Origin of the sequence: Prevotellamassilia timonensis (genome assembly GCF_900106785.1) — a bacterium.
Classification (GTDB): Bacteria; Bacteroidota; Bacteroidia; order Bacteroidales; family Bacteroidaceae; genus Alloprevotella; species Alloprevotella timonensis.
On the sequence record NZ_LT629841.1, the window covers coordinates 125,232 to 147,443 of the forward strand.

General features: G+C 54.1%; 6 protein-coding genes. All 6 read right to left on the bottom strand.

Annotation, left to right across the window (positions count from 1 at the left end; all coding sequences use genetic code 11):
• Positions 1 to 18: 18 nt before the first annotated feature.
• The 6 genes from BQ5453_RS02410 to BQ5453_RS02430 all read right to left on the bottom strand — a co-directional run bounded on the left by BQ5453_RS02410 (position 19) and on the right by BQ5453_RS02430 (position 22,173).
• Positions 19 to 1,152 carry an N-acetyltransferase gene (locus BQ5453_RS02410; RefSeq protein ID WP_071121988.1) on the bottom strand — a complete coding sequence of 378 codons (1,134 nt, stop codon included), beginning with the start codon at positions 1,150 to 1,152 and terminating at the stop codon, positions 19 to 21.
• A gap of 769 nt (positions 1,153 to 1,921) precedes the next feature.
• Positions 1,922 to 11,662 (bottom strand): LamG-like jellyroll fold domain-containing protein, encoded by a 9,741-nt coding sequence (locus tag BQ5453_RS02415; RefSeq protein ID WP_083361098.1) that lies wholly within the window; start codon positions 11,660 to 11,662, stop codon positions 1,922 to 1,924.
• Positions 11,663 to 13,091: 1,429 nt separating this feature from the next.
• Entirely contained in the window at positions 13,092 to 14,231 is a 1,140-nt protein-coding gene (locus BQ5453_RS13905; protein WP_083361099.1) for a helix-turn-helix domain-containing protein, read from the bottom strand.
• Positions 14,232 to 14,774: 543 nt separating this feature from the next.
• On the bottom strand, positions 14,775 to 14,942 hold the full coding sequence (locus BQ5453_RS14305; RefSeq protein ID WP_154668733.1) for a hypothetical protein: 168 nt from the start codon (positions 14,940 to 14,942) through the stop codon (positions 14,775 to 14,777).
• Between the two features lie 43 nt (positions 14,943 to 14,985).
• Positions 14,986 to 17,034 carry a hypothetical protein gene (locus tag BQ5453_RS02425; RefSeq protein WP_071121990.1) on the bottom strand — a complete coding sequence of 683 codons (2,049 nt, stop codon included), beginning with the start codon at positions 17,032 to 17,034 and terminating at the stop codon, positions 14,986 to 14,988.
• Positions 17,035 to 18,105: 1,071 nt separating this feature from the next.
• Complete coding sequence (locus BQ5453_RS02430; protein ID WP_071121991.1) at positions 18,106 to 22,173, bottom strand: glycoside hydrolase family 2 TIM barrel-domain containing protein; 4,068 nt, start codon at positions 22,171 to 22,173, stop codon at positions 18,106 to 18,108.
• Between the last annotated feature and the right edge of the window lie 39 nt (positions 22,174 to 22,212).

Sequence of the window (22,212 nt, forward strand, 5' to 3'; positions counted from 1 at the left end):
TAACCCTGTCACGCCCCATCAAATGTCCGCTTTGAAGCAGCGGCGGCGCTTGTGTTGTTCCGTTTTGAAATACTGCCATTGGTTCTGCACCTTCTCGTTCATTTCGAGTTCGGGGTTACTCTCGGCATATTCAAAGCCCAATTCCTTGTAAACGGGAATAAGGTCGGTAAATAGCAGTGCATTCACCCCCTTGCCCTGGTAGTCGGGACGTACAGCCACGAGCAACAAGTCGAGCACTTTGGGGCGTTTCCACATCAAGGCTTTCAGCAGGTGGTACCACCCAAAGGGCAACAAGCGGCCCTTGGCCTTTTGCAGCGCACGCGACAGCGAGGCCATCGATATGCCCACGGCCACTATCTCGTTCTGTTCATTCTCCACAATGCTCACCATGCGCAGGTCGAGCACCGGCACATACATCTTGACATACTGGTCTATCTGCCGTTCGGTCATGCGCGAGTAGCCAAACAGTGGTGTATAGGCATCGTTTATAAGGCGGAATATATCATGTGCCACACCACTCTGTCGCACCTCTTTCTTACTCTTGAGCTTGCGGATATGCAGATTATAGCGCTTGGCTATAATATCCGATATGCGGCGGTGCTTTTCGGGTATGGCATCGGGCACATATATCTTCATCTCCACCCAGTCGGCACTCTTGCTCAGCCCGAGGCGTTCCATGTGCTGCGGGTAGTAGGGATAGTTGTAGATGGTGGCCATGGTCGAGAGCTGGTCAAAACCCTCCACAAGCATACCCTCAGCGTCCATGTCGGTAAAGCCAAGGGGGCCTTCTATCTCGGTCATGCCGCGCTCCTTGCCCCATTGTTTTACGGTGTCGATAAGGGCTGTGCTCACCTCCATGTCGTCAATAAAGTCTATCCAGCCAAAGCGCACCGTCTTGCGGTTCCACTTCTCGTTGGCACGACGGTTGATAATAGCAGCCACGCGGCCCACTATTTTACCATCGCGCAGAGCCAGAAAGTAGTCGGCTTCACAAAACTCGAAGGCGGCATTCTTCTTGGGTGAGAAGGTGTTGAGCATATCATCGTACAAGTCGGGCACCGAATAGGGGTTGTCCTTGTAAAACTCGTAGTTGAAGCGTATGAAGCGTTTAAGCTCGCTTTTGGTTGTTACTTTCTTTATCTCGACAGACATGTAGCGTTATGTTTTGTTTGTGAATGTAGCTTGCAAAATTACTCATTTTTTATCAGTAACAAGGCTTTATGCTTCAATAACCCGCCCTCTGGCGATTATTTTGCCGCAAAATATCACTGTCTGATAAAACTCCGATGCACATAGTAATGCTTTTGCACTTACAGGTAGGGTGTTCAAAATCGGCATCAAAAATGAAATCGTTTTTGGGAATTCTATTCGTTGTTGTTGCTATTCGGTGAAAAGTAAACATGCGAACGGACTCAAGCACAAAACGCTACCTCTAATGGGGGCGACGCGTCTCGCGTCGGGAAAAGATGCAGCTATTATTTAGTAGAGGTTAGTATTTCCCTCCCTTCTCTATTCCGACGCGGGACGCGTCGCCCCCATTAGTGCTAGCGTTTTTTACAGCGCGTTTCAGGCAACTTAAAATGCCTCAAAAACAGTCGCGTTTTTGATGCCGATTTTGAACACCCTACCTTACAGGGCGCGACAGCTCCAACACGCGATTACCCAGGGTGTCGCTACGCTTGCCCTGGGCTATGGATTACATTGGGCTTTTATTGACATCATCGGCTGCGGCTCAGCAATTCAAGCAAGCTTGATTGCATTCGCCTTGCACGATGATTCAGCCCGCACTTGCTAAATCCGAAACTCAAATTACTACACGCATTGGTGGTATTAGCAAACAAATTGACGGGTTAACGGGTAAGTTTGCCAATATAGCATACTTACGCGTCAACCCGTCAACAGGTTAATCAATATTTCGTTCCTACTTCATCAACTTGGCAGTATGGCTCTTGCCGTCTGCCGTCTGTACGGTGATGTAGTACACACCCTCGGCATAGCGCGACATGTCAATGCGCTCTGTGTCGGGTGCGGGGTTCTGGTTGATGTACAACAGCTGGCCATTGGTGGCGTGAATGGTGATAAGACGCATGGCCGGACCATTGGTGCTTGCTGTCACGTGCGTCTTGACGCGACGTGGCATAATGTTCACCTGAGGAGCCTCAGCATCTGTCACACCTGTCGCAGTGAGCAGCTCTATGGCAAACGGCTCGTTGAGCGTACCAATCATGGCATTGTCAACATAAGTCAGAGCAGCGTTGGTTGAACGCACCTGCCCATTGTGTGCCACGCGCACATCAAGTTGCGGTCCATTGCCATCGCCACTGATGGTTATGAAATACAAACCATCAATTTCGACCGATGTACCACGGCACTCGTCGTCAGCAAACACGCCTATCTCGGCACCACTTACGGGTTGGCCGCCTTGCGTGATGCGTGCTATCACCGTCATGTTGTTGGGATAAGCATGGCGGTCAACAGGCGGGAAGGCCGACTGCACCTCGTCACTATTGGCAGCCTTGCCACCGTACGCCTCGCCATCATTGGCTACCATGCGGCGCGCCTTGCTGGCAGGAGCGGCAGTAGGATAACCAAACTGGCGGCTGTCATCAGCTGCGCTGAAGTATATGTAGCCCTGTCCGGGTTCCATAACCTCGAGCGAACCTATCCACTCATAGTCCTGATACATGGCAAATCCGTTTTGGCCCTTCACAATATCACCCGTAACGGGTGCCGCAGGTGCCAGGGCATAGAGCGGCGATGCGGCGTAAGTGGGCGTGTAGCCGAGCCATGTCCAGCCCTTGTTCAGTGTAACAGGCGTGGTGGCAGTATTCACCTGCTCGCCCTTCACGCTGAAGTCAGCGGGCTGCTCCATATAGAGCATGTACATTTCCTTCACATTGAGCTTGTCAAGGCCACCCGTCCAGACCAGACTGTCGGCAGCGGGCACTGCAAACTGCGTCTGGTTCTTGAGCATGCGGGCTGTTGCAGCCACGGGGGCAAAGGTGCCGGCCACGGTGGCATCAACTGGCGTCACGCTGAACGACAGCCACTGCCAGCCCTGATGCAGACTGAACTGCTGCTCTACGGCGTTCGTAGCATTAAGCACATACGGCTTCGTTACGCTGCCGTACACAGCATTGGCGCTGAAGGTCACCTTGTCAGCGGTTGCAACCACCGGGTGTACCTTGCCCGTAGCGGCATGCCATGCCTTGAAGCTCACAGGCGAGCCTGGCTCGTCGGAGTTGCCATAAATGGTAAGCATGGCAAAGTAGCAGTCGTAGCGCTTGTTGTAGACGGGCGAAGCCACACCCACACAAGTGCCCTTGGCATTGAATGCTGCCACAAGGTCGGCGCCATTCTCCGACGGCACACCGTTGAATTGCAACTGGGCCACCATGCTCATGTTCATGTCATACTTAGCAGCATCAACACGCCAGTCAGGCTGCTGTCCTGTCACAGTGAGCTGCACGTGCAGCGGCTGTGCCACACCCTGGTTGCCAGTGAGGTAGAGCGTTGCCTCATAGCGGCCTGCTGCCACCGACGCGGGCACTGTCAGGCGCAACTTGGCTGTGCCAAGGGGCTTGAGCTGTCCGCTCTCGGTATTGAGCGTGAGCCATGAGGGCAATCCGCTGATAGTCCATGCCTCGGCGGCGCTGCTGTTGTTCACAATCTCAACCTCGGTGGTGAGTTTGTCGGCCTGTTGCTTGGCAAGCGTCAACTGGCTGTCGCCCCAGAGCAACTGGTTCTGCTGCACATAAGCCGTCCAGCTGATGGGGTCGGCCAAGTTGTTGTTCACATCGCGTATGCCACGCAGCGTAAAGTTGACGGTGCAACCCTCGAGCGCAGCGGCCGATTCGTTAAGGGTGATAACCACCTTGCGCTCCGATGCGGTAAAGTTGAATGCCACATTGCTGAGCTTGGGAGCAGCCTTCAACCCGGGAGCCTCATCGCCAATGGCAGCCGAGCCATAGAGCTTGGCCTCGTGCGGCTTGGGCAGCGTGGTGGTGGCATGGTCAGCCATGTCGGCCACCACTTCGGCCTGACTGTACTGGTTGAGCTGTATCTTCTCAAACGGATAGTAGGCCACCAGTCCGCTCTCGGTGCCTTCGAGGCGCTGCAAGCGTGCGGCGCGCAGCACATCAGCAGTAAGGCGGGCATTCCACAGGCGCAACTCGTCAAGCTGACCGTTGAAGTAATTGCTGTACACAAAGTCGGCAGCCCCCGCAGTCTGTGCGCGGCGCATCACGCCAAGCATCAGGCTGTCGCTCTGCAAGCGGAGCGGAGCGCTGGGTGTAAACTGTGCCACATTGTTACCGTCAACGTAGACAGCTGCCGTGCCATCGTGCAGCACGTTCAGTGCAAAGTGGTGCCATTGGTTGTCAAGGCAGTCAGCTGTGCCAGTGGCCAGCATCTGGTCGTTCTGGCTCAGTTGCAGCTGGCCTTGGGCATTGAAAGCAGCCATCACGCCATCGACATGGGTGCTGAAAAGCGTAGCCTGCTTGCCTGCCTCGGGCTTGCTGCCCTTAAACCACAGTTCGAGGGCATAATCCTCGTCGGTGGCGGGTGAGCATGAGGTCAGGTCAATGGCAGCATAATCGGTTGTACCGTTCAGGCTGATGGCCTTGTTGGGCGTAGCCATATACCACGAGGCGGCAGGCAGCGTGATGTGGCGCGAGCGGGCCACATCGTTGGCTGTAGTGCCAGTGCCCTCGTTGAGCGGCCAGTAGCCAGCTATGTCGGCAGAGTTGGCCTGCTTGGTCGTGTACATGTCGGCCTTGGCCTCGGCGTATGAGCGGGCAGCGTTCCACAGGGTGAGTTCCTGCATGGCGCCCTTCATTCCGCCACCTATGCGCAGCGGGCCATTGCCGTTGTAGGCGGGCACGGGCTGCGATGCAAACAGACTGGCGTCGGTGTCATCGTAAGCACAGTCGGCAGTGAGTGTGCCGCCCTGGCTGGCGGGCGCATAGCTGAGTGCGAGGTAGGTCCACTTGTCCTTGGGCAGTGTGCCTTCCGACGTCACCTTGGTGCCGGCCACATCGGCCGTGAGGTGACCCTCGTCGTCAACCGACAGGGTAAACTTGGTAGCTGCTGCGCCATGGCTCAGTATCTGGCCGGCGCCAGTGTAGTTGAGCCACATGTTAAGGGCGAACGGACGTGCGGCCAAGTCGATGTCGGCCTCGGTTTGTGCACCCTCGGCACCTGTGAGTTGCAGGGCCACATCGTGGTCAACCTTCGAGCCGTTGAGCTTGCTGGTCACCACAAAGTTCTCGGTCCTGATAAGGCTTGATGCCTTGATGTCCTCGTTGAAGGTGATTGACACTTCACCTTCGGGGGTGAGCACACCGTTGGCGGGCGACGGGTTGCCCAACAGTTTGGGGCGCGCCACGTCTTTCACCACTTCAATGGTCTCACTCTCATTGTTCACCTCGCCACTGCCAAAGTCGCACATGGTGATGGCGCGCAGTTCGTAGGTCTGGTCGGGGAAGAGTGCGTTGTTGCCCATGTCGAGCACATAGGTGGTCGATGCACCGCTGATAAGCTGGTTGTTGTCGGTAAGGTCGGCCTCATCGTTGACAAACTCCTTGGCCAACTGCCAGTCTACATCGCGGGCGCCCTTGTACTGTATGCGGAAGCCCTTGAACGAACGGAAGTTGCGGTCGTAGCGGCTTACCACCATCTTGAGCTGGCTGCCGGTGTTGCAGTTCACCACGCGGTCGGGCACGCTGAGCATGATGTCGGAACAGCTGGGCACAAACTGGGCCGAAATGGCCACGGTGTCGGCTATTACCGGGAATGACCCTGTGGGGTCGCTCTGACACTGCGAGCGCAGGGCGAGCTTGATGTTGTTGTACTCCAGCACGCTCTGGTCGGTTTGTGTGAGTTGCAGCTGCTTGCGCAGGGTGTTGCCAGCCGGCACCAGGAACACGCGGCCGTCGGTCAGTGCCTGGCCGTCGATGCTGAGCTTGGCGCCATTGGGGTTGGTTTCGTCGAGCATAGAGAGCTGGAACCACACGTCCTCACCCGTCTCGCTGTCGTTCTGCATGAGCAGGGTAAAGTTAGCGGTACCGCCTGAGGGCACATCGGTGGCATAGTTATTCTCCACATTGAGTTTGGGCACTTCTATCTGCATGGTAGCGGCCGATATCTCGGTGCCTGGCTCATAGTACTTGCTCACATACTTGTCCTCATAGGGGCAGCAGGTTTGTCCGCCACGGGTTATGAAGATGGGGCCGAAACCGTCGGGGGCATTGAACACGTCTACCGACAGGGCATCGTCGTCGCCATTCTCCTTGAGCGTATAGCCAATGGTCTTGGCGTTCTCCGAGCTTGAGCCTTGCACAAAGGTGTTGCGGGTGCCTGTGGTGGTCTTCACCGTGAGGTCGACACCTGTGCCGTTTATCTCAAATCCGGTAGTCACACCGCCCACTATCATCACCTCAAACTCCTCGCTGGTTTCGTGGCTCTTGGCCTCGATGGTGCCTACCGAGTTCTCGATGGTGGCACCGGCGTCGAACGAGTAGTTGCTTATGAGGTATTCTGTGCGGCTGCTCTTGGCCTCAATTTTGGCCTTCTCGTTGTTGGCCAGGGTCTGTGTCCAAAGCGCCATTTGCGAATTGTACCACTTCACCTTGTCCTCAAAGGCTATGGGCTTGCCATTGCTGTCGGTGGTCTTGGCGGGGAGCATCATGGTGTAGCTCGGCCCATCAAGCTTGTCGCCCGACACGGCGGCAGCGCCCCACACGTCCTTGTCGTTGTTGTTCGAACCAAAGCGCGGATCGTCCTTGCTCACCTTCGACACATACACCACCTCGTTGGTCGTGTTGCTGGTAATGCCCTCTGAGGGGTCGTGCAGCAAACTGTTGCGCACGCTTTCGAGGTTGGGCAGCAGGGTGTTCTCCACATAGTTCTGCGAGTAGTTGAACCCTGTGCCAAACTCCATGCCGGTTGATATAACGTTCTCGCGGGTCACGCCAAAGCCGCCCTTGCCGTCGGGACGTATGTCCACGCTGCGGGCATTGCCAAACAAAATGTTGGTGGCGGTACCTATAAACACGTCGCCGTTGGCGCCCACATAGTCCTCCTCGTCAGACGTGCTCACGCGGTTGGTCGTAGTGGTGGTGGTAGAGCTTGCCTGACTGTCGGTAATGTCGAGGTTGACCTCGGCACCCACTTCAAGGTCGGCCTTGGTCGATGCTTCGGTTATGACACCTGCACCCACGCCCACCCAAGTGGCGGCCTCGAAACCGAGCTTGGTGAGGGTGCTCACCTCGTTATTGGTTACAAACGAACCGGCGTACGAGGTGCTTTCGGTCACAGAGGTGGCTGTCTCATAATAGGCGTTTGAGTTTGAACCCGGGGGGTCGCGCAGCACCATGAGCACCTTGTCGGGGCCTGATGTCACAAAGTTGTTGCCCGACGGCAGTTCGCCAAGCACAATGGCCTTGAAAGTGCCGTTGCCGCTCCACTGCTTTTGTGCGCCATTCACGTCGAACACCATGTTAAGCCCCAGAGTGTACGGTTCTGTGATGTTGGGGAAACCTGCCATAAAGGTGTATTCGGCATGGCCGAGCGAGTCGAGCTGCAACTGGTTGGTGGCCAAGTTGTTCTCGTCCTTAAACTTGCCGTCATCGGCACCTTCAAAGTTCACCACCTGTCCGGCAGCAAACTGGTTGGTGATGGTGACAGTTGACTGCTGCAACGGTACACGGTCGGTGACGGGATTTTGGGCATCGTCCTGGTTGACGTACTGCTCGTAGCCGTCGAGGGTGAAGGTGTAGCGGCGCAACTGGGTGAACACCGGGGCACCCATGGCATAGGTCACTGTGCCCTGCTCGTCGGTGGTGTAGAGCGGCACTTCCTGGCCCTTGGGGTCGCTGAGTGTCACGTACTTGAAGGTGGCGTCGCCAAAGGCCGGAGCACCCTTCTGCTTGACATCGAATGTCGGCTCCACGCGGTGGGCCAAGTTGAGCGATGCCACATAGCTGAAGCGTTGCACAATGCCCTTGTCGGTGGTGACGGAGTCGGTCTTGACGGCCAGCGGATTGCTGGCGTCGATGCCAGGAATGGTGGCGCGGTCGAACACAATCTCGGCGTTTGACGGCACCTCGACACTGGTCACCTTGTACTGCACGGGGGGCACCAGGGCGGCAAACTCGCCTGTGGCGGGGTCGGTGGTGATGGTGATGGTTTTTACGGCATCGTCATCGCCGCCACCCACCTGGGCGGTGCTCTTCACCTGCTTGCTTGCTGCTTCATAGTTGCGGGCGTCGGTGGCGTTTTCGTAGGTGTAAGCACCACCATTGTCTTTGCGCACCACATTCATGCGATAGGCATCGCCTGCGCTGAGCTTTATCACGGCCTGGCCAATGTTGGCCTTGCTCTGTGCCAAACCAAGGGGCTTGCCCTTTTCAACGTCGCCACCTGCCACACGGCCGGCTATTACGACTTTGGTCACATCGGTAAAGTTCACCGCCTCTTCCTTCACAAAGGTGTAGCGTGTGCCAACGCCCTTGTCGTCGGCGGGGAAACGGCCTGCCGAGGCAAACTCGTGGCCCTGCTTCTTTATCTGTATAAAGTGGTCGCCAATGGGCACACTGATGCTGAAGCGGCCCTCGCTGTCGCTGGTGATGGGTTCGCCGTCCTTATAGCAAATGTTGCCGTCTACATAGAAGTTGCAACCCTCCACCGGATAGGTGGTGCCTTCGTACAACACCTGGCCTGTGACGGGGAAGCTTGAGGTATCCTCAAAGTCAACGCCATTGTGGTTGATTGAGTTCTGGCTGACGTAGCGCGAGAGCTTCTGTGGTGTAAAGCTGTGTACGCCCTTGCTTGGCACAACCGAGTAGTTGGTGCCGCTGCCGGTAAATGGCACACCTTTTATCACATAGTTGCCCTCGGCATCGGTGCGGCCGTAAATGCTGAATGCATCGTCGGGGGGCACAATGGTGCTGATGCTGTTCGACGACTTGATGGTGCCGTGATGGCCATTGGCCACGCCGCCAGTCTTGCTGTAGTCGTAAGCGGTGGTCTGATTGGTAATGCCCTCGTCGAGCGGCCAGTACAGATAGAGGTCTTTCTCGTCGCCCGAGAGCTGGTGGTCGTAGGTGGCTGTCAACTCGGCATCGGCAAGGACTTTGTTCCACAAGCGCACCTCGTCGATGTAGCCGTTGAAGTTGTAACTTGCCAAATCGCTCACATTCGTACCAAAGGCCAGGTTGTAAAGCTTCTTTCTGTTTTCCTTGGGCATGCCCGTGGCCTTGGTCTCAAACTTCTGCATCTTGCCCTTGGTGTCGATGGCGCGCAGGGTCCAATTAGCGGCGCCGTCGGTTGACAGGGCTATGGCATAATAGTTGTTGGGCTCGAGCATCACCGTGGTGGGTGTGTCGGCATACTTGTTAGGTGTAGGCAGGCGCAACGTCAGCTGGTAGGCACCGCTGCTGGTACGCTTGCCAAACAGTGAGAAGTTGTCGTAAGTGTCAATCAGCATGGGCGTTGCATCTTTGGTTGCATTGCCCGACTCCTTGATGTTGTCGTCGAGGCGGAACCATGCCTGCATGGTGAGGGGTACACTGTCCATAAACAGGGCACCGGCCTCCTCACGGTCGAGGGGCAGCACAAGGCCACCGCCCACATTGTCTACACGCAATGAGTAGAACTGCGATTTGGCCTCGGCATCGTCCTTGGCCTGCACCAAATTGACACGCACGCCCTCAACGGCCGTACCTGTGCCATAGGCTATGCGGCCGGCTATGGTGCCGGTGGCCTGGCAAAAGCCGTTGTCGGTGGCCTCGGCGGTTTGAGTGCTGTTGCCATTACAGTTTATGTACGACGACACGCGGTATTCGTAGTACTGGCCGGGGGCCACATTGTTGTCGTCGAAAGTGTACATCTCCGAGGTGCCCGACACGGTGTGTATGTCGCTCCAGTTGCCCTTGCTGCCAAGCATACGACGTGCCACCACATAACGGGTGTTGCCCTCAGATATTTGCTGGGCGTTCCAGGTGAGCTTGACACTGTTGCTGTACAGGCCCTTGCTCACGTTTAACGATGCCACACGGCTGCTGCCGCTGATGGAGCCTACGGCAATGGGCGACTCAAAGGTCTTGCCAAAGGCTTTCAGCGCAACCTTGAACTCGTAAGAGTCGCACACATTCTTGATGCCAGTGTACTCGTATTCGCCCGAGGTGGCATTCACATCGGTGCGGGGCACGCTCACGGGGTTGCTCCACTGGGTTGTGCCGGCCAAACGGCTGTACACAAGGAAACTCTGCTCGCTGTTTCTGAAAGCACCATAGTTCCAAGTCACCACCACGCTCTGCTCTTCAGAACGGGTGTCCACCTTGTCAAATACGAACGACGGCACTATCTTGGTCGTCACTGTGGCCTTGAGGTCGTCTACTATGCCTTCCTTCCACCCGTCCTTTTGGTAGGTGACGATATACACATATTCGGTTTCAAGGCTCGGCACTTCCACCTCGCAGTTGTTGGTGTTATAGTCAACGGTAGCGATGAGCTTGGCCGAACTTGCCGACTCGCCTTGCTTGTAGCGGTACACCAGCCACTTGTCTTTATCGCTGCTCAAGCGGGTGTCACCCTTGGTGTTCCAAGTCAGCTTTACGGTTTTGGTCCACTGTTTGGGTTCTGCACTCAAATTGCCCGGGTACGGACAACCGGGCACGGTGACTGACCAAATGGTGCCGTTGTTGTAACGCTGGAACACACTGTTCTTGTTGTCGTGGATGGGATCTACCACACTACCCTCGCCAATATTCATCACGGCACTCCATGCGCCCCAATAGTAGATGGTGACGGCATCGCGGTTGCTGAACGTGCCGTCGAGCGTCTTGGTCACGCTGGTGGCATTGTCGGCCGCATACACCGAACCATACTTGAGGGAAGTATACGACCTTGAATTGTTGAAATAGTAGGTGGGCGCGAAACCCCAGGCTTTCTTATTCGGCAGCTTCGAAGCATTGAATGTAATTTTGCCTGCGGCACTGCGCACAAAACTGCCCTTATTGGTTTGGGACTCGTTGATGGCCGAGCCGGCAGTGAAGTTCAAGTACACGTCTATGTTGTCGGGGTCGTCGCCATTGTCATTGTTGTCCCAACAACCCACGAACCTGATGCCACGCAACTTGCCCTTGCCGTCAGGGGTGCCTTCACCCTCGAGCAATTTCTTTGAAGGGTAAAAGCGGGCGTAGACAGTACGCTTTTTGCCGTTCATCACGTCCTTTACAATGGTAAGGCGGCCATACGCTTCGTTGTGACGCACCAGCTTGTCATGACAACGGGGCATTTCGCCCACCAATATGTCATTGTAAACGGGGAAATTTTTTATAAGCGGCGAAATAGTTCTGTACTCAACGAATTCATTCGCATATATTCTGATTCTACGCATGGCATCAGGCTTGCTGTTATCCTTGTCGTAGTCCATGTAACGGAATTCGATGTACGGACGTGCCTCGCTCAAGGCAATATTGTCAATACATATTGTCTTGGCTACATCTTTGGGGTCGGTGTTTGCCCTCACCACCTGCGGCACAAGACCCCAGGTCATGAGCAACACGCCCAACATGAGCAGCCACCGGCCCAATAGGGGCGGAGGAGGCACTTTCTTCGCTACCCGCTGATGGGGTAATCGTGTAAAGTGTGTGTGCATAATGATAAATGTTTATGAAATTAGTGAATTTGTTTACAAATTTAAGTATTGCCATCGTTTCGATGCAAACGATTGCCCTGTCTTGTTGTCCGATTGCTCATAAGTAGTTGTCCGATTGGTACCAATCGGACACTTTACCCGTTTTTTGCACCGGAATGGCCGTTTTTACGATGAAATGGGGCATTTCTGCGATGAAATGGGCCATTTTTGCACTTTGCACCCCTCATCAGCACGTTTACACGCTTTTTACCTACATCTTACACTTTTTGCCTGCACTGCGCTGATTTTCAATGCTTTACGGAGTGTATGTTACGCTGCACTGTGCCTACACCCCCTTTGCACACTACCTACACACCCTTTGCACTGCCTGCACGGCGGTTGTTCACGCCTTGCACTGATTGTTTTTTCGACAATGGTGGGCAGCAAAAACGCTTGCGGCAGGTAGAATCACCAGTCGGAGCAACTGATAATTCTACCTGCCGCAAGCGTTATAACGCGCTGGCACAGGTGCCAATATGTTGGGTGCAGACAATGCCGTGCTGTCAGTGCAGGGGGGTGTGCAAGATGCACATAGAGCGTGTGGGTAGTGTGTAGGTGGTGTGCAGATAGTGTGTAGGTAGTGTGCAGTTTTACCTACACTCTGTAACGCGCTGATAATCAGCGCAGTGCAGGCAAAAAGTGTAAGATGCAGGCAAAAACGTCACTTTTCACTTTATAGGGGGGTACACAAACGCTACCTCTAATGGGGGCGACGCGTCCCGCGTCGGTGCAACTCAAGCGCTAACCGCTAACGCGGAAAACATAAGAACAGAAGGACATAAGAACAGAAGATATCGCGTTCGTGTTAGCCGCTTACCGCGGGAAACATAAGAACAGAAGTTTACATAAGAAACATATAAGGCCGCTGCGCGGCTGACGGCCACGGACTAACGTCCGGGTGGCCTCAAAAAACATAAGGGCTGACGCCGTAGCGGGGCGGGGCAGCCGCTAACGCGGGAAACAGAAGGACAGAAGAACATAAGGACATAAGGGCTGACGCCGTAGCGTTACAAGTAGTAACGCTACGGCGTCAGCCCTTATGTTTCTTGAGGCCACCCGGACGTTAGTCCGTGGCCTTCAGCCGCGCAGCGGCCTTATGTGTTTCTTATGTAAACCTATGTTCCTTATGTTTTCCGCGCTAAGCGGCTAACACGAACGTTATCTTCTGTTCTTATGTCCTTATGTTCTTATGTTTTCCGCGTTAGCGGTTAGCGCTTGAGTTGCACCGACGCGAGACGCGTCGCCCCCATTAGAGCTTGCGTTTCTTCAAGCGCAAAAGCTTGCGTCTCTTCAAGCACAAAACACCACCAACAAACGCTACCTCTAATGGGGGCGACGCGTCCCGCGTCGGAAAAATAAAAAGAAAATGCTCACCACCGGACACAGCTCGCTACGCTATCTGCCCGTCACGCCACTCGCGGGGCGTCATGCCCGTGCGGTCGCTGAATATCTTGTACAACTGGCTGCGCGATGTAAAGCCACAGGCCGACGACACACTCTCGTTGGTGTACTCGGGGTGCGCCTTGATGTAGTCCTGCGCCTCCTTAAAACGTATGTCGCTCAACCAAATGCGGAAGGTGGTGTGCAAATGCTGGTCGAAATAGATGCTGAGGGTGCGGCGCACCACACCTATGCTCTGCGAGAGTTTGACCATGTTGACGGTAGTGTCGCGAAAGTTCTTTTCGGCACACCACGCAGCAAGGGCGGCCTCGACAACACACACCATTTCGGGTGACAACCGCTCGGGGACGGCATTGCCTGATGCCAGCTCATCGGCGTCACCATCGGCCATTGACTGTGCGTCGTCGGCCTCGTCGTCGGCCACATCGGTCAGCACCTCGTCGATGGGGGCAAGGTTGTAGCCCATGGCCACAAAACTCATGTTGAAGATGACGGCGGAGAGCAACACGGCCGGCCCTACAACAAAGAGCAGCGGACGCCACATGATGGCACCCACAAGGGCAAGCGAGGTGCAGCTAAACAGCAGGTAGCCCGCCCACGTGTAGCGCACATAGGGCATGATGTCGCCACCCGTTTCGGCCTCTACCCTACTCCTGTTACGGTGTATCACGCTAATGGGTATGAAAATGCTCGCGATCATGGACACCAAATAGAGGGTGTGCAACACCATTTGCTCATAGGGCATGTACAGACTGTTGCATGTAAGCCACCCGCTGCCAAACGCAACGAGTGTGGCCACAAACAATGTGACGAACAACAGGTCGTAGCGACGGCGCCGACGCTTTTCGCACTCGAGGTTGAGTATGGAATGGGACACCAGGAAGGCGACGGGGGTGTAGAACAGTATGTTTACTATCACACCGGCATCGTCGCTGTGAGCTCTGAAGCCGTAGACCATTTGCAAGCCATAGTGTATCACCAGCAGCAGGGCGGCAGTCACGAGCGACCAGCGCGACTTTTCGTACTGGCGGTTGACTACGGACACCTGAAAGCGTGACACGACAAGCACGAGTGTTTGCATGGCAAACACTAACAGACAGGTGTATTGTAATAGAAATAATGATGACATTTATTGATTGTTAAGTAGTGCCCGACAAAAGGAGGCACTATCCTTTCGGACTCTGCAAAGTTAAACACATTTTTGCCGCTATTCCAAAAATATTTAGATATTTGCGGAATTAATTCCAAGAATATTTAGATATTTGCGGAATTGGGGTTTGTGAGCGGACCCATCAGAATGGGGAGATTAGAGCCGGTTATTGGCGTTCGGTGAGACTCTAAAACGCACATTTAATGCTTTGGATTTTTACCGGACTGCAATAATTCTAAACGCTAACACAAAACGCTAATTCTAAACACAAGTACAAAACGCAAGCACTAAACGCAAACACAAAACGCAAGCTCTAATGGGGGCGACGCGTCTCGCGTCGGGAAAATTAAAGCAAAAGCTCACAGATAGAAGCCTAATTAGTGCTCATTTTTCCCGACGCGAGACGCGTCGCCCCCATTAGAGTTTGAGTTACTTACGGCACTAAAAATGGGGTTGGCTAACCTCACGGTCTGCCAACCCCCCATGTATAATAAATCTAACCTAATATTTTCAAGTTGTAGCTTAGTCCTCGTCAGACCAAGACTCGCTGCTCCAGCCCTTCTCACCAGAGAAAGAGGTGCCTGCGTCAACTTCCTTGTCGCTCACCTTCAGTTCGTTTGAGGCGGCGAGCATGGTCATGGCGTCGAATGTGATAGCCTGGGCTGTGGGAGCCATATATGTCTTTTTCATTGTCATTATCTGTTTTGATGGTTTAATACTACTGTCAATTTAATTAGCGTGCAATGAACTTGTTGCCACCCTTGATGTAGAGGCCACCCTTAACGGTGCGCACTACGCGACGGCCGGTGAGGTCGTAAACGGGGGCGTTGTTCTGCTCGGCATTGACGATTTGGTTGATACCAGTTACGTTGCCACCAAAGTTCATAGAGATGGCTTCGGGAGCGCCAGCTGCATCGAGAGTCAAATATGCCTTGTTGGCCTTGAGTGTTGTACCAATTTTACCCTTGTAGAATGCTGTGCCGTTAGCACCCTTAGCAAGAATGTAGGCATTGTCGCCTTCGGCGATTGTCTTGTCTGCACCAGCAGAGTTGCCGAGCTTGTTGTTCTCGATTGTAGCAAGAGTTTCATCAGTAGCGGGAACCATGGTTACAGCATCAGCGCTTTCAGAGGTCAAAAGAACGCCTGTCTTTGCGGGGATAGCCTTGCCTGCCTCGATGGCCTTCATTGTAGCCTTGGTATTGTCGGCAGTGCTTACATAGTAGGCTGTAACACCCTCGGGGATAACAGTGGCAAATGGTGCGCTGAATGTGGCGAGGTTGCTCACGCCCTCAACGTCGCTAACAGCGTTGAAAGTAACGGTGTTGGGGTAAGTGGTTTCTTCAATCTTGATGAGTGAAGAGTGTTTGTCACCTCCACTTGTTTTATAGAAAGGCGCATTAGCCTGGTTATAAGAATAAGTTGAACCATTCACCGTGAATATAAAATAATCCTGTTCTGGGTTTTTGCCTGAAGGTTTACGATAACCCATCACGCCTACGTAACCTAAAAGGTCTTCGTTTTCTTTGTCTACTACATAGCCACCCTTTACTATTTTGGCAACAGTTACGGCATATTCTGCGTTGTAAGTATCAACATAGCCCTTGTTGCTATTGGCTCCGTCTGTGCCACCCTTCCACACAAAATGCTTGCCTGCATTATTTGCGAAGGTAAACTTATTGTCACCCACTTTGCGGCAAATCAACTTTGCTGTCTCAGGATAGTTGGCATTAGTTTCGTCTGAAGTAGGCACGAGCGAGTAACCACTCTCTGCATAATCCATATATCTCTTTGCACCATCATAAAATATAGCTGTAAAGGTATAAGCCTTACCATCTTCAGGCATTTGAATATCCGATGAAGCAAGATATGCCGTGTAAGCCGAGCTAAGTGCACTATAATTGGCTAAAGTTTTTGAGGTCTTGGCATTGGTTAAAGCTGTACTAAGATTGGTACGCACCGTCGATGTAGCGGTAGGATAACCTATGCCTGTTTTGCCCAATACATTCTCTGCCTTAGTAATAAGAGACTCGTCAAGCGTGTAATTCACTGTCAGAGTTTTTGCAGAAGCGTCAAAGGCAACTGTCTTGGTACAACCAGCCACATCGGGAATGGTGAAGTCGCTCTCGCTAATTGAGGTGCCGGCTGTAAAGAAGTAACTACCGCCATTGTACACTGTTTTCGTACCCTTATTGGCAGTATTAGTGCTGGTAACCGAGACCGTTGTTGCATCACCTGTAATACTTACAGTATAAACATCATAAGCAGCAAGAGCGGTCTCACCGACCTTTGAGAACTCGAAACGGGCGGCTTTAGTTTGCGCACTTGAAGCACCTCCCATATAGTTCCAACCCGTCCAATCGTCCCAAGTTGCGCCTACTTGATACTGAGTATTGTTACTTGCATCCTGAGTGATTGCATATGAGGGTTCCGCATTACCCTCAATATATTTAGCCATGTTACTACCCCACTTGCCATTGATGTTCATAATGGCATAATTGCTGCCATTTTTGTGCACATACACAAAAGCAGTGGCATCAGTTTTCTGCGAAGCATCGGTACCGAACCACGTATAATTCTTGCCCAAAGCATCTGCCGAATACACATAACGAGGTGCAGTGGCAGAAATATCATTTCTTGAAACGCCCACCACCTGGCGCATCTGATACCAACCAGATTCGAGAGTTGCCGTCGAAACCGGTTCAAAAGTTACCTGTGCCGAAGCGGGCATAGACAGGCTGCCCATGGCAATGAGTGCCAAGGCAAGAGTAGAAATTTTCTTCATAGGTTGTGATATTTGTTGATATTTAGTTATAAGTGCAGCGTCGGACAACGTACAACACAACTATCGCCGCGCTATGGACTGGCAATGCAGGCCATGGCGCGGCGATGACACTACGGCACAAAGGGGGCTTGCACCATAGCGTGTGTACGTTGCTGATGTTAAATGTCTATAACAAATGGGGGGGGGGTAAATAGCAGCATATTGCTGGCGTACAATGCCACGTGCTTTACCTTACGACCAAACTCGGAGGAAAGTACATAATACGCGTTGCGTGTCATAATTTGTTGCTAAATAATTTTGTGTAAAATTACGCTGCCGCATTTGTAAACGCACAACTGCGGCGTGACAGCCTCATCGCTCTGCTCTGCTTTTATCAACAACACTTAATGCAATGGCTGTATCTTGCGTTTTCATTATAAATTCGGCGCAAAAATAAAACCTTTTTAGGTATTGCGCAACACTTCTGTCACACTTTGTGTCACTTTTATGCTTAAAAACATATTCTGAAAACTGTGCGGCAAAGTTCCAAGACTCATAGTGATGCTTTTGCCCTTACAAGCAGGGTGTACGAAATAGACTTTTAGCGAGACAGGTTTTTTGGAGGATTATAAGTTGTATGAAACGCGCCGCAAAGGAACGCAAGCACAGAACGCAAGCACAGAACGCAAGCACACAACGCAAGCACACAACGCAAGCACTAATGGGGGCGACGCGTCTCGCGTCGGGAAAAGATGTGGCTATTTATTTAGTAGAGTTTGTATCTTCCTCCTTTCTCTATCCCGACGCGAGACGCGTCGCCCCCATTAGTGCTTGCGTTGGGTGCTTGAGTCCATTCGTATGTTTACGTTTCACCGGACTGCAATAAGATGAAAACATATTCTGAAAGCCATACACGCAAATGGGCTGACAGGAAGATGTGCTGATGATGCGCACGCGCACAAAAAAAGGGCTGACGCCGTAGCGTTACAATTTGCAACGCTGCGGCATCAGCCCATTATTATATTAGCATATTGCGCATCTGCTCACATTTGTACATTTGCACATCTGCGAGCGAGGCGCCCTGCGTGTTCGTTATTCTGCAATCAGCGAGAACTCTGCGCCTGAGGCGAAGTCCTGGCCATTCTGCTCGTTGAGTGCACGGAAACGAATGTAACGTGCCTTGACGGGCTTGCTGAACATGACGCGCTTGAGCTCGGCATTGGCAGCGAAAGTGCCTTTGCATACAGGCTCACCCCACGACTTGCCGTCCTGGCTCACATACACCTCGTAGTCCTTGACCCAACCATTCTGGCCGCTCTGACGGGGCAGGAAGGTGAAGCCCTTCATGAGCTTGGGCTCGGCGGCATCGAAGTCTACCCAGTGGGGGTACTTGGCCAGGGTGATAGAGTACATGGTGTGCCAAATGGTGGCGGGGTCGCCATCGACAAGGTATGAGGCATCGCCACTGCCAGGCTCCTGCGACGAGGCAAAGACTACCTGCAGGGGCACGCTCTCAACCTTGGCATAGGTCATGGAGGTCTTCATAGCGGGATTGTCCTTGTACCACGTGGTGATGGTGCCACCGGCACGCAGATTGACGGGCGCGGTGTAGGCTGTGGCCTTCTTGCTGCCGCCCAGGGCATACATGATGGTGCGGCCCTTGGCAGGACTGCTCAGTGTGACCATGCCCGTGCGGCTGTGTTCGATGCTGATGGGCTGCTCACCCGAGGGGCTTACCTTGGCCACCTCGGCAAGCTGCTGCTGGGCTGCGAGCGGACGTATGATGAAGCCGAAGTTGTAGTTGTGGCTGAGGGCCTGGTCCTCAACAAACGGGCCACCCTGGCCGCAGCTGGCTCCGCCAAGACCGGTTACCTTGGCGTCGAGATGCAGGTAGGTGCCATCGCTCTCGGGCAGCTGGTAGATGTGGGCTGCCTGGGTGAGCTGCTGCTGGCTCCACGGCAGAGCCGATACAGACATGACGCTGTCGGCCACAAAGGCTACACCCTCGCCACCCTGGGCGGGACGCAGGGCGCAATAGCGCACCTCCTCGCGGTTGCCCATAGACTGGGGCTTGGGCAGTATGATGTCTTGCTTGCCCACCTCGCCCTGGTGCAGCTCGATGAACTGGCCGGTTTTGCGGTCGGCATAGTTGTTGACAGGGCCGCGGCCGTAGTAGCTGAACTGGTTGTACTGCTTGGGCAGTTTCATAGAGTAGCCTATGCGGGGCAGTACCACATTGGTGCGGTTGGCCGAGATGGCGCTCTGCAACTCTACCGAGCCATCAGGATAGATGGTGTACACCTGGTTGGTGGTGAACTTGAAGTCGTCGGCACCAAGGGCGTGCTTGCCCTGGCTGAAGGTGTAGACTGTCTGCGGGTTGCGGTCGCGGTCGGAGTATACCTGCTGGCTGCCCTCGCGGCCCTGGCTCTCGATGGTGAGGCTTATTTGTGTAACACCGTCCTTGCCCTTGACAATGGTGGGCTTGCCCACTACCTTGTGCTGCAGGTCGTAAAGTCCGTTTTTGAACCACGCGTTGTGATAGCCAATGCCGGCATCGTTGTCGGTGGGGGCACGGAAGGCGTCGAGCTTGGGACCGTTGCCGTTGGCAATAATCTCCTGTCCGTTGTAGGCAAGGTGGCTGATGGCGCCTGTGCTGAGGTCGATGTCGATGTCGTAGTTATGGCCCTTGACGCTGACTTGCTTGCTGCCTACTGTGACATTGGCAGTGCCCTTGGCGGCCACGCTCTTAATGGCGGGGGCCTTTACGTCGGCACCTTTCACGCGGAGTTGCTCCTCCATCTGTACATAGCCCTTCTTGGCCCACGGCATGTCCTTGCCCTGCAGGAACTGCACCTTGACAAAGTACTCGCTGTTAGGGTCGAGCTGCGCGTAGTTGTAGGGCAGCACATACTCCTGGCGCTCACGCGGGCCGAGTATGTTCTTGGCGCCCAACAGGGGTTTGTCCTTCTCCACACACACGCCGTCTTTGTAGAGCGACCATACTACTTGATAGCCCTTGAGCGGCTCGAAATAGTTTTTGTTGAATATCTCGATGCGTCCCTGTTTGAGGTCGACAGCCTTGACGCCCACATTCTGATACACCTTTTTCACCTCGAAGTACTGTGCCTTGGGTGAGAGGTCGGGGCGCATCACGCCGTTCATGCAGAACATGCCGTCGTTGGGCTTGTTGTCGGGTCCGAAGTCGCCGCCGTAGCCCCAGTAGGTTTTGCCGGTTACGGAGTCGGTGCCCTCCATGGCCTGGTCTACCCAGTCCCAGATGGCGCCGCCCATAAAGAAGTTGGTGCTCTCTATGGCGTTCCAATAGTCTACCAGGTTGCCCACGGCATTACCCATAGAGTGTGCGTACTCTGATATGTGGTAAGGGTACTTCATGTTGTAGTTGCCCTTGACAGCGCCCTGCACCCAGGCTATTGAGGGGTACTGGTTAGAGCCTATGTCGACAATGTCGTTGTTGCGCTCATACTGCACGGGGCGGCTCTGGTCGTACTGCTTGATGGCGGCATAGCAATCCTTGAAGTTGTCGCCGGGTCCGGCTTCGTTGCCAAGGCTCCATATCACCACCGAGGGGTGGTTGACAGTGCTGTGCACCATCTCCATGTTGCGTGCCAAGTGGGCGTTGCGGAACTCGGGCACATGTGAGAGGCTTTCCTTGCCATAGTAGTACTCGTGGCTTTCGATGTTGGCCTCGTCCTCAAGGTAGATGCCGTACTTGTCGCAGAGGTAGTACCAGTAGGGTGCATCGGGATAGTGTGAGTTGCGCACGTGGTTGATGTTGCCACGCTTCATCAGGAACACTTCCTTCTGCATTTGCTCGCGGGTGACGTAGTGTCCCGTCTGCGGATTGTTTTCATGACGGTTGACGCCCTTCATCTTGATGGGCTTGCCGTTGAGGTAGTAGTAGCGTCCGGCCAGTCCGAACTCGTCCTGGCTGGCGGGTGTGTCCTTAATTTCGATTTTGCGGAAACCTACGTTGGTTGAGAAGGTCTCCACCACCTGTCCCTTTTTGTCCTTGAGCTGTCCGACGAGGGTGTAGCGGTGTGGTGCCTCGGCGCTCCAGGGCTTTACCACATTGCCGGCATTGAGGGTGACGCTGGCGGTAAGTTCGCCATTTTTGGCCACGTCGCCCACCTTGGCCACTGCTGACACGCCTGGCACGAGGGTGTTGTTGTCGGAGTAGAGTTCGTTCTCGTAGAGGCTGTACTCAATGGTGTAGCCCTTGGCGGCCTTGGTGGTGAGGTTGCTCACCTCGGCACTGATGTGGAGGTTGCCATTGGTGTAGGTGGCATCAAAGTCGGGAATGGCCTTGATGTCGCGCACCTGCACCTTGGGTTTGGCAGTGAGTGCCACGGTGCGGAAGATGCCCGGCAGGCGGAACATGTCCTGACTCTCGAGGAAGGAACCGTCGCTGTGGCGGTATACCTCGACGGCTATCACGTTTTCGCCCTTCTTGTTGAGATAGGGTGTGATGTCGAACTGTGCGAGGTTGCGTGAGTTCTTTGAGAAACCTACGTAATGGCCATTAATGTAGAGGTAGAAGAATGAGTCTACGCCATCGAAGTTGATGTACACTTCCTTGCCGTCCCACGCTGCGGGGAGGGTGAAAGTGCGGCGGTAGGAGCCTACCTCGTTGCGGTTTTTATACGTCATCCAGTCCTTGGGCGGGGTGCGCATCACCCCACCCTTCCAGTCGCCCTGTCGCACTTGGTGCTGGAATATGACGCGCTGGTTTGAGTAGAGGGGTTCACCATACTTAAAAGTGCCGTTGGCTTGTTTGCCGGCCATGTTCCACGACATGGGCACTTGTATTTTGTCCCATGCCGAGGCGTCGAAGTCTGTCTTGTAAAAGTCCTTTGGGCGTTCGTCGGGATTTTTGGCCCAATGGAACTGCCACTGGCCGTCGAGGCTCTGCCAGAGGGCGCTGTTTTCGGGCAGCACCTTGCGCGCCTGCTCTACATTCTCAAACGAGAAGAACCAGGCGTGTGGCTGCTGCTTGTTATAGGCTACCGAGTCGGGGCTTTGCCACTCCCAGCCTGTGGGTGCGGGCATTTGTCCGTAGTAGAAGCCTCCAAGGGGCGTTACTTGTGCCCACATCGGGGCAGCCAGCAGGGCTGCCATGAGGGTCATTGTTGTCTTACGCATATTTATAATATAGGTGTATGTAACTGTTCAACACTGCGG